18 protein-coding genes are annotated in these 17,359 nt (G+C 39.2%); 8 read left to right on the top strand and 10 right to left on the bottom strand.

All coding sequences use genetic code 11. The features are described 5' to 3' along the window. Positions 1 to 681 precede the first annotated feature (681 nt). The 5 genes from rpmH to mnmE all read left to right on the top strand — a co-directional run bounded on the left by rpmH (position 682) and on the right by mnmE (position 4,781). Positions 682 to 816, top strand: coding sequence for a 50S ribosomal protein L34 (gene rpmH / locus KIP84_RS18670; RefSeq protein WP_000831329.1), 135 nt, complete (start codon positions 682 to 684; stop codon positions 814 to 816). Between the two features lie 29 nt (positions 817 to 845). Continuing rightward, positions 846 to 1,238 carry a ribonuclease P protein component gene (gene rnpA / locus KIP84_RS18665; protein ID WP_005063921.1) on the top strand — a complete coding sequence of 131 codons (393 nt, stop codon included), beginning with the start codon at positions 846 to 848 and terminating at the stop codon, positions 1,236 to 1,238. 10 nt (positions 1,239 to 1,248) lie between these two features. Next, entirely contained in the window at positions 1,249 to 1,569 is a 321-nt protein-coding gene (yidD, locus tag KIP84_RS18660) for a membrane protein insertion efficiency factor YidD (protein ID WP_003656027.1), read from the top strand. Between the two features lie 5 nt (positions 1,570 to 1,574). Next, positions 1,575 to 3,335: a membrane protein insertase YidC gene (gene yidC, locus KIP84_RS18655; protein ID WP_002115440.1), complete on the top strand. Its 1,761-nt coding sequence runs from the start codon at positions 1,575 to 1,577 to the stop codon at positions 3,333 to 3,335. Positions 3,336 to 3,425: 90 nt separating this feature from the next. Further along, entirely contained in the window at positions 3,426 to 4,781 is a 1,356-nt protein-coding gene (gene mnmE / locus KIP84_RS18650; RefSeq protein WP_009392881.1) for a tRNA uridine-5-carboxymethylaminomethyl(34) synthesis GTPase MnmE, read from the top strand. Between the two features lie 48 nt (positions 4,782 to 4,829). On the opposite strand, the gene KIP84_RS18645 is transcribed toward mnmE, so the two are convergent. Continuing rightward, the gene (locus KIP84_RS18645; RefSeq protein WP_033851308.1) at positions 4,830 to 5,093 is read right to left on the bottom strand and encodes a metal/formaldehyde-sensitive transcriptional repressor; all 264 of its coding nucleotides are present in this window, start codon (positions 5,091 to 5,093) and stop codon (positions 4,830 to 4,832) included. A 42-nt stretch (positions 5,094 to 5,135) separates the two neighbouring features. Between KIP84_RS18645 and dmeF the strand changes: the two genes are divergently transcribed. Continuing rightward, complete coding sequence (gene dmeF / locus KIP84_RS18640; protein ID WP_275957936.1) at positions 5,136 to 6,104, top strand: CDF family Co(II)/Ni(II) efflux transporter DmeF; 969 nt, start codon at positions 5,136 to 5,138, stop codon at positions 6,102 to 6,104. A 95-nt stretch (positions 6,105 to 6,199) separates the two neighbouring features. Continuing rightward, positions 6,200 to 6,898: a DsbC family protein gene (locus KIP84_RS18635; RefSeq protein WP_005804888.1), complete on the top strand. Its 699-nt coding sequence runs from the start codon at positions 6,200 to 6,202 to the stop codon at positions 6,896 to 6,898. Positions 6,899 to 6,950: 52 nt separating this feature from the next. Here the strand turns inward: KIP84_RS18635 and KIP84_RS18630 are convergent, their stop codons facing one another. From KIP84_RS18630 to KIP84_RS18595, 8 genes are all read right to left on the bottom strand, one after another. Next, complete coding sequence (locus KIP84_RS18630; protein WP_002115476.1) at positions 6,951 to 7,202, bottom strand: GlsB/YeaQ/YmgE family stress response membrane protein; 252 nt, start codon at positions 7,200 to 7,202, stop codon at positions 6,951 to 6,953. Between the two features lie 172 nt (positions 7,203 to 7,374). Beyond that, positions 7,375 to 7,902 (bottom strand): hypoxanthine phosphoribosyltransferase, encoded by a 528-nt coding sequence (gene hpt, locus KIP84_RS18625; RefSeq protein WP_002115408.1) that lies wholly within the window; start codon positions 7,900 to 7,902, stop codon positions 7,375 to 7,377. Between the two features lie 214 nt (positions 7,903 to 8,116). Beyond that, positions 8,117 to 9,442 (bottom strand): guanine deaminase, encoded by a 1,326-nt coding sequence (gene guaD, locus KIP84_RS18620; protein WP_213689080.1) that lies wholly within the window; start codon positions 9,440 to 9,442, stop codon positions 8,117 to 8,119. Positions 9,443 to 9,498: 56 nt separating this feature from the next. Then, positions 9,499 to 10,554, bottom strand: coding sequence for an aromatic ring-hydroxylating dioxygenase subunit alpha (locus KIP84_RS18615; protein ID WP_213689079.1), 1,056 nt, complete (start codon positions 10,552 to 10,554; stop codon positions 9,499 to 9,501). Between the two features lie 291 nt (positions 10,555 to 10,845). After that, the gene (locus tag KIP84_RS18610) at positions 10,846 to 12,006 is read right to left on the bottom strand and encodes a glutathionylspermidine synthase family protein (protein ID WP_213689078.1); all 1,161 of its coding nucleotides are present in this window, start codon (positions 12,004 to 12,006) and stop codon (positions 10,846 to 10,848) included. Between the two features lie 21 nt (positions 12,007 to 12,027). After that, positions 12,028 to 12,393, bottom strand: a complete 366-nt coding sequence (locus tag KIP84_RS18605) for a hypothetical protein (RefSeq protein WP_017481216.1) — start codon at positions 12,391 to 12,393, stop codon at positions 12,028 to 12,030. 187 nt (positions 12,394 to 12,580) lie between these two features. After that, entirely contained in the window at positions 12,581 to 13,537 is a 957-nt protein-coding gene (locus KIP84_RS18600) for a TerC family protein (RefSeq protein WP_017481217.1), read from the bottom strand. A 317-nt stretch (positions 13,538 to 13,854) separates the two neighbouring features. Further along, complete coding sequence (locus KIP84_RS18595) at positions 13,855 to 14,451, bottom strand: phosphatase PAP2 family protein (protein ID WP_033851324.1); 597 nt, start codon at positions 14,449 to 14,451, stop codon at positions 13,855 to 13,857. Positions 14,452 to 14,586: 135 nt separating this feature from the next. Here KIP84_RS18595 and KIP84_RS18590 point away from each other — a divergent pair, with 135 nt between their 5' ends. Then, positions 14,587 to 15,837 (top strand): low temperature requirement protein A, encoded by a 1,251-nt coding sequence (locus KIP84_RS18590; RefSeq protein WP_213689077.1) that lies wholly within the window; start codon positions 14,587 to 14,589, stop codon positions 15,835 to 15,837. A gap of 69 nt (positions 15,838 to 15,906) precedes the next feature. Here the strand turns inward: KIP84_RS18590 and mpl are convergent, their stop codons facing one another. Continuing rightward, the gene (gene mpl, locus KIP84_RS18585) at positions 15,907 to 17,280 is read right to left on the bottom strand and encodes a UDP-N-acetylmuramate:L-alanyl-gamma-D-glutamyl-meso-diaminopimelate ligase (RefSeq protein WP_032038268.1); all 1,374 of its coding nucleotides are present in this window, start codon (positions 17,278 to 17,280) and stop codon (positions 15,907 to 15,909) included. Between the last annotated feature and the right edge of the window lie 79 nt (positions 17,281 to 17,359).

Here is a 17,359-nt window from a genome sequence, read left to right as displayed (position 1 = left end):
GTGTATCCCCTATTTCTGCGTTTTTAAATTCAAATAATCTAAAGATTACCCCTTCCTGATGAGAAGGGGTCGCCATTCTAACCAAGTTATCCACATCTGTCATGACGATTTCAGTTGATTTTGTCTAAAAAGAAATCTCTTGTGAATAAATTTAAATTCAAAATGGCTTGTGTATAACTTTTTGCACAACCTGTGGATAAATTAACACATAAACTTATCCACAATCCATAAATATAGTAAAAACAGAGTTATCAACAACTCAAATATATGTTTTTTAAATTTAAAAGTACGAAATCCACAGAAAAAGTTATCCCTAATAAGAATAAATTTAAATTTCTAAATTTGAATTTATTTAATAGGGTGAAGATCTTTTGTGGATAACTGCAAAATATGAATTTAAATTCAAATACAGCAAATCCAAACCAAGATGGTATCTTGTTTTGTTGATAAATATGTATATAAGGTGTGTATATGTTAAAAGTTCTAATAAAAATAGACAATTACTTTGTGTATAACTTTTAAAGCTATATATTGCACTGAATTATGACCGTGATAAAAAGAAGAGAAGAGATTAAAAATTTGGGTTAAATACAAAACTTTATTGGTTTTTCATTGACAGCGTAAACATTGCACAATAAAATCGCGGACCTTTATAGAAAGATCATTTTTGGGAGTTTCAATATGAAACGTACTTTCCAACCATCTGAATTAAAGCGTAAACGCGTTCATGGTTTCCGTGCTCGTATGGCAACTAAAGCTGGTCGTCAAGTATTAGCTCGTCGTCGTGCAAAAGGTCGTCATAGCTTAACTGTTTAATACTGTTACGCTGACCAGACTTGGGTGTGATGACACTTTACAGTTTTAGCACAGACGTGCGAATACGCTGTGCTGCAGATTATAAAAGTGTATTTGATGGTGCGCTTTTTAAAGTGCATCAACCCCATTTTTTATTTCTTGCAAAATTAACCGAACAGCCTAAAAGCCGTTTGGGTATTGTTGTTGCTAAGAAAAAAGTGCGCCGAGCGCATGAAAGAAATCGAATAAAACGTCTTGCTCGTGAGAGCTTTCGTCTACATCAGCCGAATTTTGGATCAGACATAGATGTTGTGGTGATGCCGAAAGTTGGTATAGAAACGATTACGAATGCTGAGCTATATCAACAATTAGACTTTGCTTGGCAAAAATTACAACGCTTAGCAAAAAAACATTCTAAAGTTGGCACAACCTCGCAGAATTAAGAGATAGCCAATGGTCCGTTTTCTACGTTGGTTGATTCGACTGTATCAAATTGCGATTAGTCCGCTTCTTGGACCCCGTTGTCGTTATATCCCGACTTGTTCCCAATATGCGATAGAAGCATTACAAACTCATGGTGCGATAAAAGGCGTTTGGTTATCTTCTAAACGGATATGTCGTTGTCATCCGTGGGGAGGATCTGGATATGATCCGGTACCGCCAAAAGCAATTCGTTTTATTTCGTTTCATCAAATAGATTCTCAAACGCATCATGTTGCTGTACCCTTTCGTGATCGTTTACTGAAGCAAAATCTCTCTAACCATTTGGGGTAATAGATATGCAACAATGGGCCAGGTTTGCAATTCTCGGGGCCATGTTTGTCACCGCATATTTGCTCATTTTGGCTTGGCAAAAAGATTATGGAAATGCTGCAACTGCTCCGCAACAACAAGCGGCAGCTGTAAGTTCGCATGAAGTATCTGCTGATTTGCCAAATGCTAAAAATGCAACAGTGGCTTCCGATGTGCCACAAGCAAATATTGCGCAGTCACAAACCACAGATGCAACTGCACCTGTGAATCAACAGCTTATTTCAGTACAAACTGACCTTTACCATATTTGGATCAATCCAAAAGGTGGTGATATTGTTCGTATTGAATTACTCTCACACGACAAAAGCAAAGACAGCGATCAACCTTTTGTTATGCTTGAAAATGATGCCAAGCGTACATATGTTGCTCAATCTGGCTTAATTGGTTTGAATGGACCAGATAGTAGTCGTGGTGGTCGTCCATTATATGCTGTTGAAAAGACATCATATACTTTGGCTGATGCTAAAGGTGTACAGGACCAAAAGGGTCAATCTGAAAAAGTTTTAAACGTTCCGATGGTATTTAAAACACCTGAAGGCGTTGAAATTATTAAAACTTTTACCTTTACTCAAGGTCAATATCCAATTGTTGTAAAACATCAAGTAATTAACCGTAGCCAACAAAGCTGGCAAGGTCAGATGTTTGGACAATTAAAGCGCGATAATTCTGAAGATCCAGGTAAATCTTCTCAAGGTATTTTCACTCTAGGAACTTTCTTAGGTGGAGCTTGGGGAACGCCTGATGCACATTACAACAAGCTTAAATTTGCTAATTTCTCAGAAGAAAAAGTAAATACTGAAGCGAAAGGTGGATGGGTTGCGATTGTTCAGCATTATTTTGTAAGTGCTTGGATTCCTGGAAACCTTAAGCTGACTCAAGCTAATGGTCAGCCTTATGTAGCTAAGCTTGAATCTCGTCAATCTGCTGATCACATGAATATCATTGGTTTTACCTCACCAGTGATTAATGTTCCAGCAGGCACTTCAATGGAAGTGGATGCAAAACTTTATTCAGGTCCGAAAGTACAATCTGAATTAAAAGATTTAGCTGTTGGTTTAAATCAGACTGTTGATTATGGTTGGTTATGGCCGATTGCTAAACTCTTGTTCTTAGGTCTTCAATTCTTCCATAGCATTGTGGGCAACTGGGGATGGTCAATCATCTTGCTTACCATTATGGTGAAGATGATCTTGTGGCCTTTATCTTCAAAAAGTTATCGTTCTATGGCGAAAATGCGTGTGATTGCACCAGAAATGCAACGCATGAAAGAAGAGTTCGGTGAAGACCGTATGCGCTTCTCGCAAGAAATGATGGCTTTATACAAGCGTGAACAAGTAAATCCACTTTCAGGTTGTTTACCATTGTTGCTACAAATGCCAATTTTCCTTGCTTTGTACTGGGTACTCATGGAAAGTGTGGAATTACGTCACGCACCATGGTTAGGTTGGATTCAAGACTTGTCAGCAATGGATCCTTGGTTCATCTTGCCGTTAATCATGGGTGCTACCATGTTTGCACAGCAAATGTTGAACCCGCAACCCGCTGATCCAATGCAGGCAAAAGTGTTCCGCATTATGCCGATTATGTTCACGGTATTTATGTTGTTCTTCCCTGCCGGTCTTGTACTGTACTGGATTGTGAACAACAGTATTACTATTTTACAGCAGTCGTTTATTAATAAGAGCGTTGAGAAAAGTCGTATCAATAAGACTGAATCAGCTTCTTAATCGTTGAACTTTTGCTGAATAAATCCGCTTAAGATGGTAATCTTAGGCGGATTTTTCTTTGGCTGGATTTTAGGTTTTTAGGTGAATAATATGCAAAGTCAAACCACGATTGCCGCAATTGCAACGCCACCTGGGCGTGGTGGTGTGGGCGTGATTCGCCTATCTGGACCTAAGGCTTATGAAATCGCTCAAAACCTGACACAAAAAAACTTGCCAGAAGCGCGTATGGCGGGTTTCCGTAAATTTTATGATGCTGATGGCAGTATTATGGATGAAGGGATTGTTCTATGCTTTCCCAATCCTCACTCGTTTACAGGTGAAGATGTTGTAGAGCTACAAGGTCACGGCGGTCCAGTCATCCAAAATGCCTTGCTTGGACGTCTATTTGAGCTTGGTGCAATTGCTGCAAAAGCCGGCGAATTTTCCATGCGTGCTTTTGAAAATGGCAAGATGGACTTGGTACAAGCGGAAGCGATTGCCGACTTGATTGATGCGACTTCGCAAGCTGCGGCACGCTCTGCGGTTCGCTCTTTACAAGGCGCTTTTTCAACAAAAATTAATACTGTTTTAGAAAAACTGATTCATTTACGCTTACATGTTGAAGCTGCAATTGATTTTCCTGAAGAAGAAATCGATTTCTTAGCAGACGGTAAGATTTTAGCTTTACTTGAAGATGTTCAGCAGTCAGTACATGCCGTTCAAACATCTGCACGACAAGGTCAATTATTACGTGAAGGTTTGCAAGTCGTTATTGCAGGTAAACCAAATGCGGGTAAGTCGAGCTTGTTGAATGCACTTGCTGGTGTTGAGCGTGCAATTGTGACCGATATTGCTGGTACTACTCGTGATGTTTTACATGAAAAAATTAGCTTAAATGGTCTACCAATCACCTTAACAGATACAGCGGGTCTTCGTGAAACAGGTGATATCGTTGAAAAAGAAGGGATTCGTCGTGCAATCAAAGAAATTGAACAAGCTGATTTGTTATTGCTGGTTTATGATTTAAACCAAGGTGATGACCCATTAAAACTCGCTCAAGAGTATTTTGCGGAACATATTGAACCGCGTCGTTTAATGTTAATTGGTAATAAATGCGATTTAACTGGTCAATTAGCTGAAATAAGCGATTTTCAAGGTTTCCGTCATATAACCGTTTCTGCAAAACAAGAGATGGGCGTACAAGGCCTCGTAGACGCGATTACAGCGCATGCAGGCTTCCACCCTGAGGAAGACACCTTTATTGCAAGAACACGTCATTTAGACGCAATGAAGCGCACACAGCTCTATCTTTCAGAAGCACGCGAGCAACTTGTTGTGTTTAACGCAGGTGAACTGGTTGCTGAGTCACTACGTCTTGCCCAAAATGCTTTAGGTGAAATTACTGGTGACTTTAGTGCCGATGACTTATTAGGCAAGATTTTTGGTTCATTCTGTATTGGAAAATAATTACAAAATTCTGAATGATGCACATCGCTGTGTCATTCAGTCACCTCGTTAACCGTATCTTTTTAGAACCTTTAAAAACTCATCTAGCTCATTTTGATCAACTTTTGCATCTTTGAGCACGTGGTGATGTAAATGCTGTTCCATTAATTCACTCATCAAACCGTTTATTGCCCCTTTAATTGCAGCAACTTGTTGTAGTATTTCTATACATGAAATATCTGGCTGTTCAACAGCATGCTCAATGCTGTTGATTTGTCCTTTTAGTCGTTTTACACGATTAACTATTTTTTTATCCTGACCAATGTGACTCATCTGGGTTCTCTTGTATAATTCAATATACTGGTAGGGAGTATATTGGGTTTAAATATTATGCAGGATCATAGTGTATCACGTCATCATCAACATCAGTTTGATGAAGGAAATCCACTTGCACAAAAACGTATTTTGATTGCAACGATTTTAACGGCATCAATGATGGTGTTAGAAATATTCGGTGGATGGTTTTTCAATTCAATGGCACTTTTGGCTGATGGTTGGCATATGAGTTCCCATATGTTGGCTCTCGGTTTAGCCTATTTTGCCTATCGCGCGGCTCGTCATTATTCCAAAGATCGTCGGTTTAGTTTCGGAACTTGGAAAATCGAGATTTTAGCGGGGTATAGCAGTGCAATTTTGTTGATGGTTGTCGCCATTTTTATGGCGTTTCAGTCGATACAACGTTTATTTAATCCAGTTGAAATTTTTTATAATGAAGCTATTCCGATTGCAATTTTAGGTTTGGTCATTAACTTGATTTGCGCATGGTTACTTCACGATGATGGGCACCATCACCATCACCATCACGAACATGATCATGGGCATCATCATGATTTAAACCAAAAAGCTGCATTTTTACATGTGGTTGCAGATGCAGTAACTTCTGTTTTTGCAATTATTGCGCTTTTCGCAGGTAAGTATTTCGGATGGGATTTTTTAGATGCACTTTTAGGAATTTTAGGTGCTATTTTGGTTGCAAAATGGTCTCTGGGATTAATGAAAGAGACAGGAAAAACCCTTTTAGACGCAGAAATGGATCATCCGGTAGTTGAAGAGATTCGTGAAGTCATTGCTAAGTTTCCTAAATATATTGAAATTACGGATATTCATGTCTGGAAAGTCGCGAAAGGTAAGTTTTCTTGTATTTTGGCACTCGAAACTGATGATATTTCTTTAACCGCAGATCAGATTCGTCATGCTTTGTCCATTCATGATGAAATCGTGCATATATCTGTAGAAATTAATACTCTAAAACCTATTTATGTTCCACGTGAAACATTGGCATAAATGAGTGGAAGTTTGGTTATAACTCGGTAATCAGTTCTGTTTTAAAAAGCTGAACTGATTAAAATGATCTCCTCTCCTACCTATGAGTCAGTTTTATGCTTAAAAAATTAGGAATATTGGCGTTATTTAGCCTAACTACAAGTGTGAGTTTCGCTAATGTAGATACTGTTAGGGAAAATATTAAAAAACAATATCCTAATTTGAAAATTAGCAATATTCAGAAAACTGAAATGCCCGGGCTATATAGCGCTAATCTTGATCAGCAAATCATTTATGTTGGTGAAGATGGGCAACATATGTTTGTAGGCTCTATGATTCGGTTAAAAGACCAAAAGAACTTAACCAAAGATCTAGTTTTAGGACAGAACTCAATTGATTGGAAACAACTGCCTTTAAAAGATGCGATTAAAACAGTCAAAGGTAATGGCCAGCATGTTTTAGCAGTATTTTCTGATCCAAATTGTCCTTATTGTAAGCAGCTTGAACCTGAACTCGATAAGCTTAAAGATGTGACTATTTATACGTTCATCTATCCTTTAAAACCTCAGTCTATTGTGGTTTCTAGACAAGTTTGGTGTGCACCAAATCAATCTTACTCATGGAAAAAACTGATTCAGCAAGGTGTTAAACCAACAGTTACGAGCTGTGCAAACCCAATTGACCGTAATTTGGAATTAGGAAAAAAACTCGGCTTTAACGGCACCCCTACCCTAATTTTTGCGAATGGTTTCAAACTGGTTGGCGCACGCTCTGCTGAAGAAATTCAGGCCGTATGGAAAGAGTTAGGTCTTTAAAATAAATTAAAAAAAGCACCATAAGGTGCTTTTTTTATAAATGAATTAAAGTTTAGCTTTTTCGTGCAATCAAGTTGTAGATAAAAAGAATAACGATGGCACCAATCACGGATGCGATAAAGCCTGCAGCTGAGTTTTCGCCGTAAAGTCCAAGTAAACGACCACCATAAGTAGCTAGAAGTGAACCTGCAATACCAATCAAGGTCGTTACGATGAAACCTGCTTTATCATCCCCAGGATGCAAAGCACGAGCGATTAAGCCAGCAAAGAAACCAACTACAATAGCAACAATAAGTGACCACATATTTGTTCTCCAGTTGTTTTTTTGATGAAGTTAATGATTTTGCTTCATATTCTATCGTGCGGTAGAGCTGTCTATTTTGTCTGTAGCAGATTGCGACTTTTTGTGTCTTTTTTGTTCAAAGCTAAGGCTTTATATAAAAAAATAGCACCTTGCGGTGCTATTTCTCTGAAATTTATAAACCAATTTCACCAATAAATGGCAAGTGGCGATATTTTTGATCGTAGTCTAAGCCGTAACCCACAATGAATCTGTCTTCAACTTCAAAACCTAAAAATTTCACTTCAAGATCAATTTCACGGCGAGATGGTTTACTCACTAATGTGCAGAGTTGAATTGAATTTGGCTCGCGAGTTTGCAACATTTCAACGACTTTGCTTAAGGTATTGCCTGAGTCGATAATGTCTTCAACCACCAATACATCTTTACCGCGAATTTCACCGTCAAGATCTTTTAAGATTTTGACATCTCGACTTGAAGTCGTACCGCCGCCGTAGCTAGACACTGTCATGAAGTCGAGTTCATGCGGTTTAGTAATTGTACGGCACAAGTCTGCCATGAAAATAACAGAACCACGAAGTAGTCCAATAAGAACTAATTCTTTATCACTATTTGCATAGTGAGCGTTAATTTGCTCGCCGAGCTCTTTGACTTTTGCTTGAATTTCTTCGGTTGAAATCATGATGCTCATTGCAACAGTCATGGCAGATTCCTACAAGATATAAAAGAAAAAATAAAAAAGGTGTTGACCTGCAACACCTCGAAAATCTGAGTTAATGGTAAAATTTTAAAGCAAAATGACGTTTCATGCACCCTTTGATGGCTGTGAAATTTTATCATTTTGCGGATTATGTCGATCACGCTTTAATGCAAGAGCGCATATTCCAAATAATAACAAAAACTTAACAATGCCTTTTTTATTTGGCTGTTTCTTTTTGATAAGCACGTTTTCCATAAATATAAGTCGCCTCAATATTACGGTCATCACCTAAAGTGAATAAAGCAAACAGCGAATCTTCAACAGTTTTGGATTTAGACTGGCGAAGTTGCTGTAATGCAGTTGGCTTAAGATTTAGTACCACAAAGTCTGCTTCTTTACCGACATTGAAGTTGCCTAACTGATCTTGCAAATCAAGCGCTTTTGCGCCGCCTAAAGTTGCATGATAGAGCGCTTCATAAGCTGAAAGTTTATCACCTTGTAACTGCTGAACCTTATAAGCCTCGTTAACGGTTTGCAGTAAACTAAATGATGTACCAGCACCGATATCTGTACCCAAGCCCACTTTCACTTGTTTTTCCCATGTTTTTTTCAATGGAAATAAACCACTGCCTAAGAACAGGTTTGATGTTGGACAAAATGCGATAGCCGATTGCGTATCATGCATACATTGCCATTCTTGATCTTCTAAGTGAACGCAATGAGCAAATACAGAACGTTTACCAGTCAGGCCATAATGTTGATAAACATCTAAATAGCCAGCTTGTTCTGGAAATAAAGATTTCACCCAAGCGATTTCATCTTTGTTTTCACTTAAATGGGTATGTACATAAACATCTGGAAATTCTTGTTTTAACTGCCCTGCTCTTTCTAATTGCTCAGGTGTAGACGTTGGTGCAAAACGTGGAGTAATCGCATAGAGCGCACGGCCCTTACCATGCCATTTCTCAATCAATGCTTTGGTGTCGCTGTAAGCTGTTTCTGGCGTATCACAAAGCGCTTCAGGTGCATGGCGGTCCATGAGTACCTTACCAGCAATTAAACGCATCTGAACGTGTTCTGCGGCTTCAAATAAGGCATCAACAGACTCGGGGTGAACTGTACAGAAAACGAGGGCCGTGGTTGTACCGTGTTTCAGTAGCTCTTGAACAAAGAACTGAGCAATTTCACTTGCATATGCTTTATCCTGAAACTGGATTTCAGTTGGGAAAGTATAAGTATTGAGCCAGCTTAAAAGTTGTTCGCCGTATGCTCCAACCATTTCGGTTTGCGGGAAGTGAATATGGGTATCAATAAAGCCGGGTACAATCAATTGTTCTGGATAATGTTGAATCTCAACCCCAGCAGGTAGATGCGCCTGAGCGTCTTCCCATGCACCAAACCATTTGATTTTTCCATGTTCACTAATCAGTACACCATCTTCTAAATAACGCACTTGATTTGGAATATCAGTTGACTCAGAGACAGTTTGCTGGATATCTAAAAAACGACCACGCACAACGGTGGTATTTGCGATCAATGACATGGAAAGCCTTTATATTTTCACTTTTTTCGATTGATTGTACCCCAGTTAGCCAATATTTAAACGGTATAACGTTTACTTAGTCCCCATTCAGCCAAAATCCGTCGATAAGTTGTTGATGAACGGTCTGCTTCAAAATGTGCTTCCATCATTAAATCAAGCGGCAGTTCTTCTGGTTTTTGTGATTCGACCATCTCTTGGTCTTCGGCAAAAATTTGCGCATTAAATGCATATACTTTTTCTAAATCGCCTGTTTGGTCAAAGTTACGGGTGAGTGGAACAAATAAACGGGTTTTATTGCTTGAAATAGGGCAACAGGCATTCAAGATTTTTAAGACCCCGCCTTCTGGAAAATCGACCGTGAGCACGGCTGAAAAAGGTGGATAAACCTCAAAAGTACGCTTCCATAAAAAACCTTCTGGTTCGAGATGTTTTAGTTCATGCGGATAATTACTGACATTGCTGATATAGACCGTTTTTAAACCATAGTCGGTACGTTCAGTGTGATATTTAGGGACGATGGGATTATCGCGATTTGCAAAGGCATTGTGATGTACCCACGCAAAATGAGCGACATCGATAAATCCTTCAAGTTGACGTCCACTAGAACCACCAATATCGACGAAAGGCGGTAAAATTGACTGATGCTCTGCATGGTCCCAAGTATCTAATATAGGAATATTGGCTTTAGCAATATCACGACCATGAATACTGGTCCAAATGAGACCATATCTTTGTACAACTGGAAATTTGGTCAGAGAAAAACGATCAGAAATTTTAGTTAGTTCGGGCTGAGCTGGTATTTGGGTACATTTCCCTTCGGTGTTATAGCGTAGACCATGATAAGGACAGACAATCTCCTCACCATCCACCCAACCTTTGGTTAATGGCACCCCACGATGTGGGCAAATATCTCGAACCAGATGAATTTCCCCACTTTCTGTTTTATATAACGCCATATTGACGTCTAGTAGCGTGACTCGTTGAGGTGCAGTAGAGACATCTTGAGTACGTGCGACGGGATACCAGTGAGTAGATAAAATTTCCCAATCTTTTGCTTCAAAACTGCTGTTACACGGCATGGCAAGGGGCGTTAAAGTTGGAATCGCATTCATGGCATCACTCCTTAAAAAAATCAGGGCTCTCACGAGCCCTTAAAATCTAGGCTTTTTTCTTTTTAGGAGATGCAAAGAGCTTGCCAATATTGATTTTTAATTGAAGAAATAAGAATAAAATTATTAAATTACATAATATTAAGTCATTATATTTTTGAATTTTTGTTCTAATTTAGCTTTAAAAATAAATATTCATTATCGCTATATACGTAAAATGCTCTGTTTGATTACGAATCAAGCATAATAAAAAAGCACCTAAAAAGTGCTTTTTAAAATACCTCTAGGTACTTATTACTCGACAAAATAATGTGCTGCAAAGTGAGCATCATTACCAATAATGTCATAGCAATCTTCACGAATAGACATGCCGGCGCATTGATGTCCAACCATCCATAAACCGAGTGTAGGTAGTTGCCCTGAAAATAATGGGGTATCTACCCATTTCTGTACGACATAACCGTATTTGTCATAGTCATCAAAATAAAAGCTACCAGAAGCCGCGCCTTGGTCATGGCCGTCTTGTAAAACTCGAATATTGGCCCCTTCCCTTGCCAAAATCGGCTTTTTCACCCATTTGCCAGACAACGCTTGTTGCGGGTCATAGGTATGGGTTTCGACCAACAATGGATGGTTTGGATAACGCTTCCAAAGCTCAACCAAAATCGCTTTATTTGAAAGTAACATTTTCCAGCAAGGTTCAATCCACTGTGTTTGTGGATGGATATATTGAGAAAAGGCTTCTTCCCAGATCCATTCCCATGGGTAGAGCTTAAATATGTTTTGAATGGGCTGATTATGAAGATCGACAAAGTCTTGCCCGTTCCAACCTATGTTTTCCATAGAAAGCTCGGAAACCTGTAGATGAGCTTGATAAGCGGTATCCATCAAGTACTCGAGATTTCCCCAGTCCTCCCTTCCAGCCTCCTGACAGGCAGCAAAATGCACATGGCTACCACGCGGTAAAATTGTCTTCCAGCGTTTAATCAGGTCTTCATGAATGCTATTGAATTGATCTCGGTTTGCAATGCCTGAGACTTGTTCTATCCACAGCCACTGCGCGACAGAGGCTTCGAGTAAGCCAGTCGGCGTGTCGGCGTTATATTCCAGCATTTTGATATTTCGCCCATCGTAAGCGAAATCAAAACGGCCATACAGCATAGGGGCATTTTGTTTCCATGAATGTTCAATATGGTTTATAGCTGTTTCTGGAATTTGAAAATAAGCAGGATAGTCGCCCCGTTGAATGAGGTCTCCTACTACCGATAAACACATCTGATGCAGTTCATTTGCCGCATCTTCCAGTTGTTCAATCTGTTTAAGGGTAAACTCATAAGCAACTCCTTCAGACCAGTAAATTGAGCCATCAAGAGAAGGTAAATTAAAATAATCAAAACCAATATTTTGATGCTCCACTTGCCAGCCTAGTCGTGGAGTAAATATTTTTCTTTTCATATTAAGTGAATGCCTAAAGACTTAGCCGCCGAAAGAAAAACCGCTACGGCCAAAACCACCACGAATTGGGGATGAAAAAGACGAACTTTTCGCTGTGCTTGAAATAACTGGTCGGCCTACACTCAAATTGCTGTAAGGATGTAAGGTATTACCGTGGTAAGAAACTTCCCGATTATTTTGATAATACGCAGGACCTAAATAGCGACTACCAACATAGCTAGAACCATGTCCACTTGAGCTATTTTCTTCTTCACATGTTTCATTATTCCAGTCGCGAGCACAGTCATATTGGTTGTTATATACATCTTGTACTAAAGGACCATCATTATGGCTACATGCTGTGAGTAATAGAGGGACAACGACAAGATTAATTTTTTTAGAACGCATGAGACTCCACACATTTTAATAAGTATGTTCGGCATAAAATACCGAATAGCTGTTATCTATTATGTTTCTGATTAGGAAGATAAATTTTAAGTTGGCATATGATATTGATCTGTTTTTTTAAAGTACAGTCTATTTTGAAAATTTAGATAACAAGGCATCTCACGTGTAGATGCCTTGTTGTGATGAATTAAGACTGCAATTGCTTTTTGTTGTGTCGTAAAGAAAGGTAAGCAGTGATTGCTAACACTATTACGATAAAGCTTAACGAGATCCAGATTGGCATGTGGAATACATCAAGCAACAACATTTTTGCACCAATGAACAATAAGATGATGCCTAAGCCGTATGGCAGGTAATGCAATTTAGTTGCAGCGCCAGCAAGTAAAAAGAACATTGCGCGTAAACCTAAAATTGCCATTAAGTTCGCCGTTAAAACAATAAACGGATCGCTAGTTACCGCGAAAATAGCAGGAATAGAATCTACGGCGAAAATCACGTCTGAAGCTTCAACCAAAATCAAAACTAGAAATAACGGCGTTGCCCATAATAAACCGTTTTGACGTACAAAGAATTTGTCACCTTCAAGCTGTGGTGTAATACGTATATGGTTACGTAACCATTTTAAGAGTTTGATATCTTCAATATTGGTTTCTTCTTCTTGGCCTTTTAAGAACTTAAAGCCTGTATATACCAAGAACGCACCGAAGATATAAAGTACCCAGGAAAACTCTTGAACGAACCATGCACCAATAAAAATAAAGAGGGTACGCAGTACGATTGCGCCTAATACGCCGTAGAGCAAAATTTTACGTTGTAGTGCAGCTGGAATAGCAAACGCTGCGAAAATCATTAACCAGACGAAAACGTTGTCAATTGCGAGGGACTTTTCGAGTAAGTAACCTGCAAAGTATTCCATGGTTTTTTGGTTTGCTAAGGTCACCCCAACCGTTTGTTGTAGGTAAAGCCATAAACCACCACCAAATAAGGCTGCGACGCTTACCCACGCCACACTCCAGTAAGCAGCTTGCTTAATTGAGACATCCTGACCTTGCTTTTGCTTAAAGCCTAAAAAGTCAATCAGGAGCATGACAATGACTATGCCAAAGAATGCTACATACAGCCATAAATTGCCGATTGTTTCCATAAATCCTCCATACATCCGGCAATTGGGCATAAAAAAACCTCGACCAGTTGCCAGATGAATTAAACATCTGTTTCAACATGATCAAGGTCTTGCCTACATCATGAATTTCACGATGCTCAGATACCGACTTTTTAATAAAAGCGTATTGACGATATCTGACACATAACATTGCTGTTATGTTTGGAGGAGGCTACTCCCCTTGTCAAACTAAATTCTGTTTTGGATAAAACATATCCAAGTACACATAGAATGGCAGATTTTTTTGTATTACGCAACTGAACTTAATGTCGTAGTTCTAATGCAAAAAGATCTATGGATTATTTAATCAAACCGCGGTCTAAAAGTGGTTTGCATATAATTTGGTAAAGGTGAATACAGAATGCGGTCAAAGCTGTACCGTAAGTATTCCAGAAGTAATAACCCGCTGTATTGACCAGTAGTGCGACAATAAAAGCCCCTAACATGTCTAAAGGGAAATGCACACCTAAATAAATACGTGACCACGCCACTACAAATGACAAAAATAGCAGAATAATTCCAATCATTTTGCGCTGAGCAAACAAATAAGACAGAGCAATAGTGCTGAAAATCAGCATGTGATTACTTGGAAAAGATGCCGTTGGTGCATGTTCAATAAACGTAGTACCCACACCCATTACAAACGGTCTGGAGTGATGGTAAAACAGAGAAATAACATAACCGACTAAAAGCGAAACACAGGTTAAAAAGACAGATTTAATAACCCTATTTTTTAAATCTTGATCGCCATAAAACCATAAAAATGTAAGGATGAATAAAAGAATATAGAGGAGATCATTAGCGAAAAAGATAGCAAGACGAATGATAAATTGACTCGCATCCTGAGCTCCATTAATCACATGGAATAAGCTAAGGTTGAGTGTTTCTAAAGACATTCATATTCCAAACACGAACAAAAACGTGAGCTATGATAAAGAATTAAGCTTAAGGTCTTGATAAAGAATTGTCACAAAAATGAAATATAGCTCGTTTGTGAGTAAAGATTAAACAGCAGGTCTAGATAATTTTTAATGCGTGTTCTGGCCGTTAATATTAAAGTGTTAACGTGTTGGCACTTTATTCGAGAACGTTATTTTATGACTACTCAAGAAAAACAGAAAAAATTAAGTTTGAGGCCTTTATCTCCAAGAGATCCAAAACAGCCGCATAGAGCAGCAACTCCCCTCGAATTATTGTTCGATTTGATTTTTGTAGTCGCGATTGCAACAGCAGGTCAGCAGTTACATCATGCAATTATTGAAAATCACCTCTGGCATGCGCTGCCAAGTTATTTGATGGTATTTTTTGCGCTGTGGTGGGCATGGATGAATTTTTCATGGTTTGCCTCGGCTTACGATAACGATGATGCATTGTATCGATGCCTTACCTTTGTACAGATTGTAGGTTCATTGGTGATGGCAGCGGGTATCCCTGATGTATTTCGTAGTCAGGATTTTGATGTAATCATTATTGGTTATGTGATCATGCGAATGGCCTTAGTGACTCAGTGGCTCCGAGCTGCAAAACATGACCCAGAAAGGCGTATTACAGCTTACCGCTATGCTGTAGGCATTGTCTTGGTTCAGGTAGGTTGGTTAGTTGCTAATTTTGCACACATACTTTCTCTTCCTCTATTTTTATTTTTAGCAGTGATGGAGCTATTTATTCCTATCTATGCAGAAAAATATAATCCAACGCCGTGGCATCCTCATCATATTGTAGAACGTTATGCCTTACTCACAATTATTGTGTTGGGTGAGTCGATTGTCGGTAGTTTTAATGCCATACGTGATGCTTTAGCCGCTCAGTCAATGAATATCCCTGCCATTTTCTTGATGGTCGGTGGATTGATGTTGATGTTCGCAATGTGGTGGGCTTATTTTGATCGTAGTGAGCAACACCATCATGTAAAAGGTGTACGCCCATTTGTTTGGGGATACGGTCATTATTTTGTTTTTGTCAGTATTGCTGCGGTAGGTGCTGCGCTTGCTGCCGCCGTTGATGTTACAACTCATCATGCACATATTTCTGATTTATACATGGGAATAGTCGTTGCGGTGAGTGTGGTGCTCTATACCACCTGTATTTGGATACTTTATGAGTTTCAGTGTTTATCTGGAATCACGAAATGGTTTTATCCAATCACAGCGCTCATCATTTTATGTATTCCGTTTATTTGTAATAACGTGGGATATAGCGTTTTTGCGATGGGCATTGTCTATAGTTTACGTTTAATGGTTTCCAATAAATTTATGGCCAATATAGAGCCAGAAAAGATTTAAAAGTCACTGATATAAAAAATGGGTTTCAATTTGAAACCCGTTTTTTTATTGAATCATCTAAAGCGGAAGTTAAGCAGCTTTTGCTTTTAATGCGCTCATTAATTTTTGATGTAAGCCACCAAAGCCACCATTAGACATAATCACAACGGCATCGCCCTCACCTGCTTCATTGACAATACGCTCAATAATTTCATCAAGTGAACGGCTCACTTGAGCATGGTTAGAAGCAGCTTCAATCACTGGTTGTAAATCCCAATCTAAGCCTTCTGGCTGATACCAGATGACTTCGTCTGCTAAGCGTGCTGAGTGTGCTAAGCCATCTTTATGACTGCCCATACGCATGGTGTTTGAACGTGGTTCAATAATGGCCCATAAACGGCGTTCACCTAAGCGTTTGCGTGCGCCATCTAAAGTTGTGTCAATTGCTGTTGGATGGTGAGCAAAGTCATCATAGACTTCAATACCATTGACTGTGCCTAACAACTCCATACGACGTTTTACACCGCCAAAGTTAGACAAAGCTTCACAAGCTTGTTCAAGCGTAACACCTACATGTTGAGCGGCTGCAATCGTTGCCAAAGCATTCGCTACGCTATGTTGACCAGTCATGCTCCATTTTACTTCGCCAACAACATTGCCATTTTCGAGTACTTTAAAATGGCTGCCATCAATTGAAATTAGTTCGGCAGATAAAGCTGCTTTTTCATTCGCTTCTAAACTTGTACGAATCACTGGTGTCCAGCAACCCATTTCAAGCACTTCATCAATATGAGTTTCAGTAATCGGCGCAATAATACGGCCTTCACTTGGAATGGTACGCACAAGATGGTGGAACTGTTTTTGAATCGCTGCTAGGTCATCAAAAATATCGGCATGGTCAAATTCAAGGTTATTTAAAATCGCCGTTTTTGGATGATAATGAACAAACTTAGAACGCTTATCAAAAAAAGCAGAGTCATATTCATCGGCTTCAACGCAGAAGTATTTTCCACCGCCTAAACGAGCACTTTCACTAAAACCAAGTGGAACACCACCAATTAAAAAGCCTGGATTTAAACCAGCTTGATCAAGTACCCAAGCCAACATGGTCGTAGTTGTTGTTTTCCCGTGAGTACCTGCTACACCAAGGACATGTTTGCCTTGTAAAACATGATCTGCAAGAAACTGAGGGCCAGAAATATATGGCAAGCCTTCGTTCAGCATATATTCCACAGCATCAATACCACGTTTCATGGCATTGCCGACAATAACCAAGTCTGGATGAGGCTGTAAATGACTACGATCATAGCCTTGCATGAGTGTAATGCCTGCATTTTCTAACTGGGTAGACATCGGTGGGTAAACGTTTAAATCGGAACCGGTTACCTTATGTCCTAAATCACGAGCCAAAAGTGCTAAAGAGCCCATAAAAGTGCCACAAATACCCAAGATATGCAGATGCATTGCTCGCCTTCTCCACTGCTTTTGTACACAGCATTAAAATGAATTGCTGTGTGTGCATTATTGATAAATTTGCCAGCAA

Origin of the sequence: Acinetobacter sp. BHS4 (assembly GCF_018454425.1) — a bacterium.
Classification (GTDB): Bacteria; Pseudomonadota; Gammaproteobacteria; order Pseudomonadales; family Moraxellaceae; genus Acinetobacter; species Acinetobacter pittii.
The sequence above is the reverse complement of the archived record's forward strand: the minus strand, read 5'-3'. Positions and strand labels throughout refer to the sequence as shown.

Coding starts and splice junctions, on each gene's coding strand:
- guaD (WP_213689080.1), bottom strand. CDS start 9,442: ATGTCATTGATCGCAAATACCACCGTTGTGCGTGGTCGTTTTTTAGAT.
- KIP84_RS18600 (WP_017481217.1), bottom strand. CDS start 13,537: ATGGAAACAATCGGCAATTTATGGCTGTATGTAGCATTCTTTGGCATA.
- rpmH (WP_000831329.1), top strand. CDS start 682: ATGAAACGTACTTTCCAACCATCTGAATTAAAGCGTAAACGCGTTCAT.
- KIP84_RS18645 (WP_033851308.1), bottom strand. CDS start 5,093: ATGAGTCACATTGGTCAGGATAAAAAAATAGTTAATCGTGTAAAACGA.
- mnmE (WP_009392881.1), top strand. CDS start 3,426: ATGCAAAGTCAAACCACGATTGCCGCAATTGCAACGCCACCTGGGCGT.
- hpt (WP_002115408.1), bottom strand. CDS start 7,902: ATGACTGTTGCAATGAGCATCATGATTTCAACCGAAGAAATTCAAGCA.
- yidC (WP_002115440.1), top strand. CDS start 1,575: ATGCAACAATGGGCCAGGTTTGCAATTCTCGGGGCCATGTTTGTCACC.
- mpl (WP_032038268.1), bottom strand. CDS start 17,280: ATGCATCTGCATATCTTGGGTATTTGTGGCACTTTTATGGGCTCTTTA.
- KIP84_RS18605 (WP_017481216.1), bottom strand. CDS start 12,393: ATGCGTTCTAAAAAAATTAATCTTGTCGTTGTCCCTCTATTACTCACA.
- KIP84_RS18615 (WP_213689079.1), bottom strand. CDS start 10,554: ATGAATGCGATTCCAACTTTAACGCCCCTTGCCATGCCGTGTAACAGC.
- KIP84_RS18590 (WP_213689077.1), top strand. CDS start 14,587: ATGCGTGTTCTGGCCGTTAATATTAAAGTGTTAACGTGTTGGCACTTT.
- KIP84_RS18595 (WP_033851324.1), bottom strand. CDS start 14,451: ATGTCTTTAGAAACACTCAACCTTAGCTTATTCCATGTGATTAATGGA.
- KIP84_RS18610 (WP_213689078.1), bottom strand. CDS start 12,006: ATGAAAAGAAAAATATTTACTCCACGACTAGGCTGGCAAGTGGAGCAT.
- KIP84_RS18635 (WP_005804888.1), top strand. CDS start 6,200: ATGCTTAAAAAATTAGGAATATTGGCGTTATTTAGCCTAACTACAAGT.
- rnpA (WP_005063921.1), top strand. CDS start 846: ATGACACTTTACAGTTTTAGCACAGACGTGCGAATACGCTGTGCTGCA.
- yidD (WP_003656027.1), top strand. CDS start 1,249: ATGGTCCGTTTTCTACGTTGGTTGATTCGACTGTATCAAATTGCGATT.
- KIP84_RS18630 (WP_002115476.1), bottom strand. CDS start 7,202: ATGTGGTCACTTATTGTTGCTATTGTAGTTGGTTTCTTTGCTGGCTTA.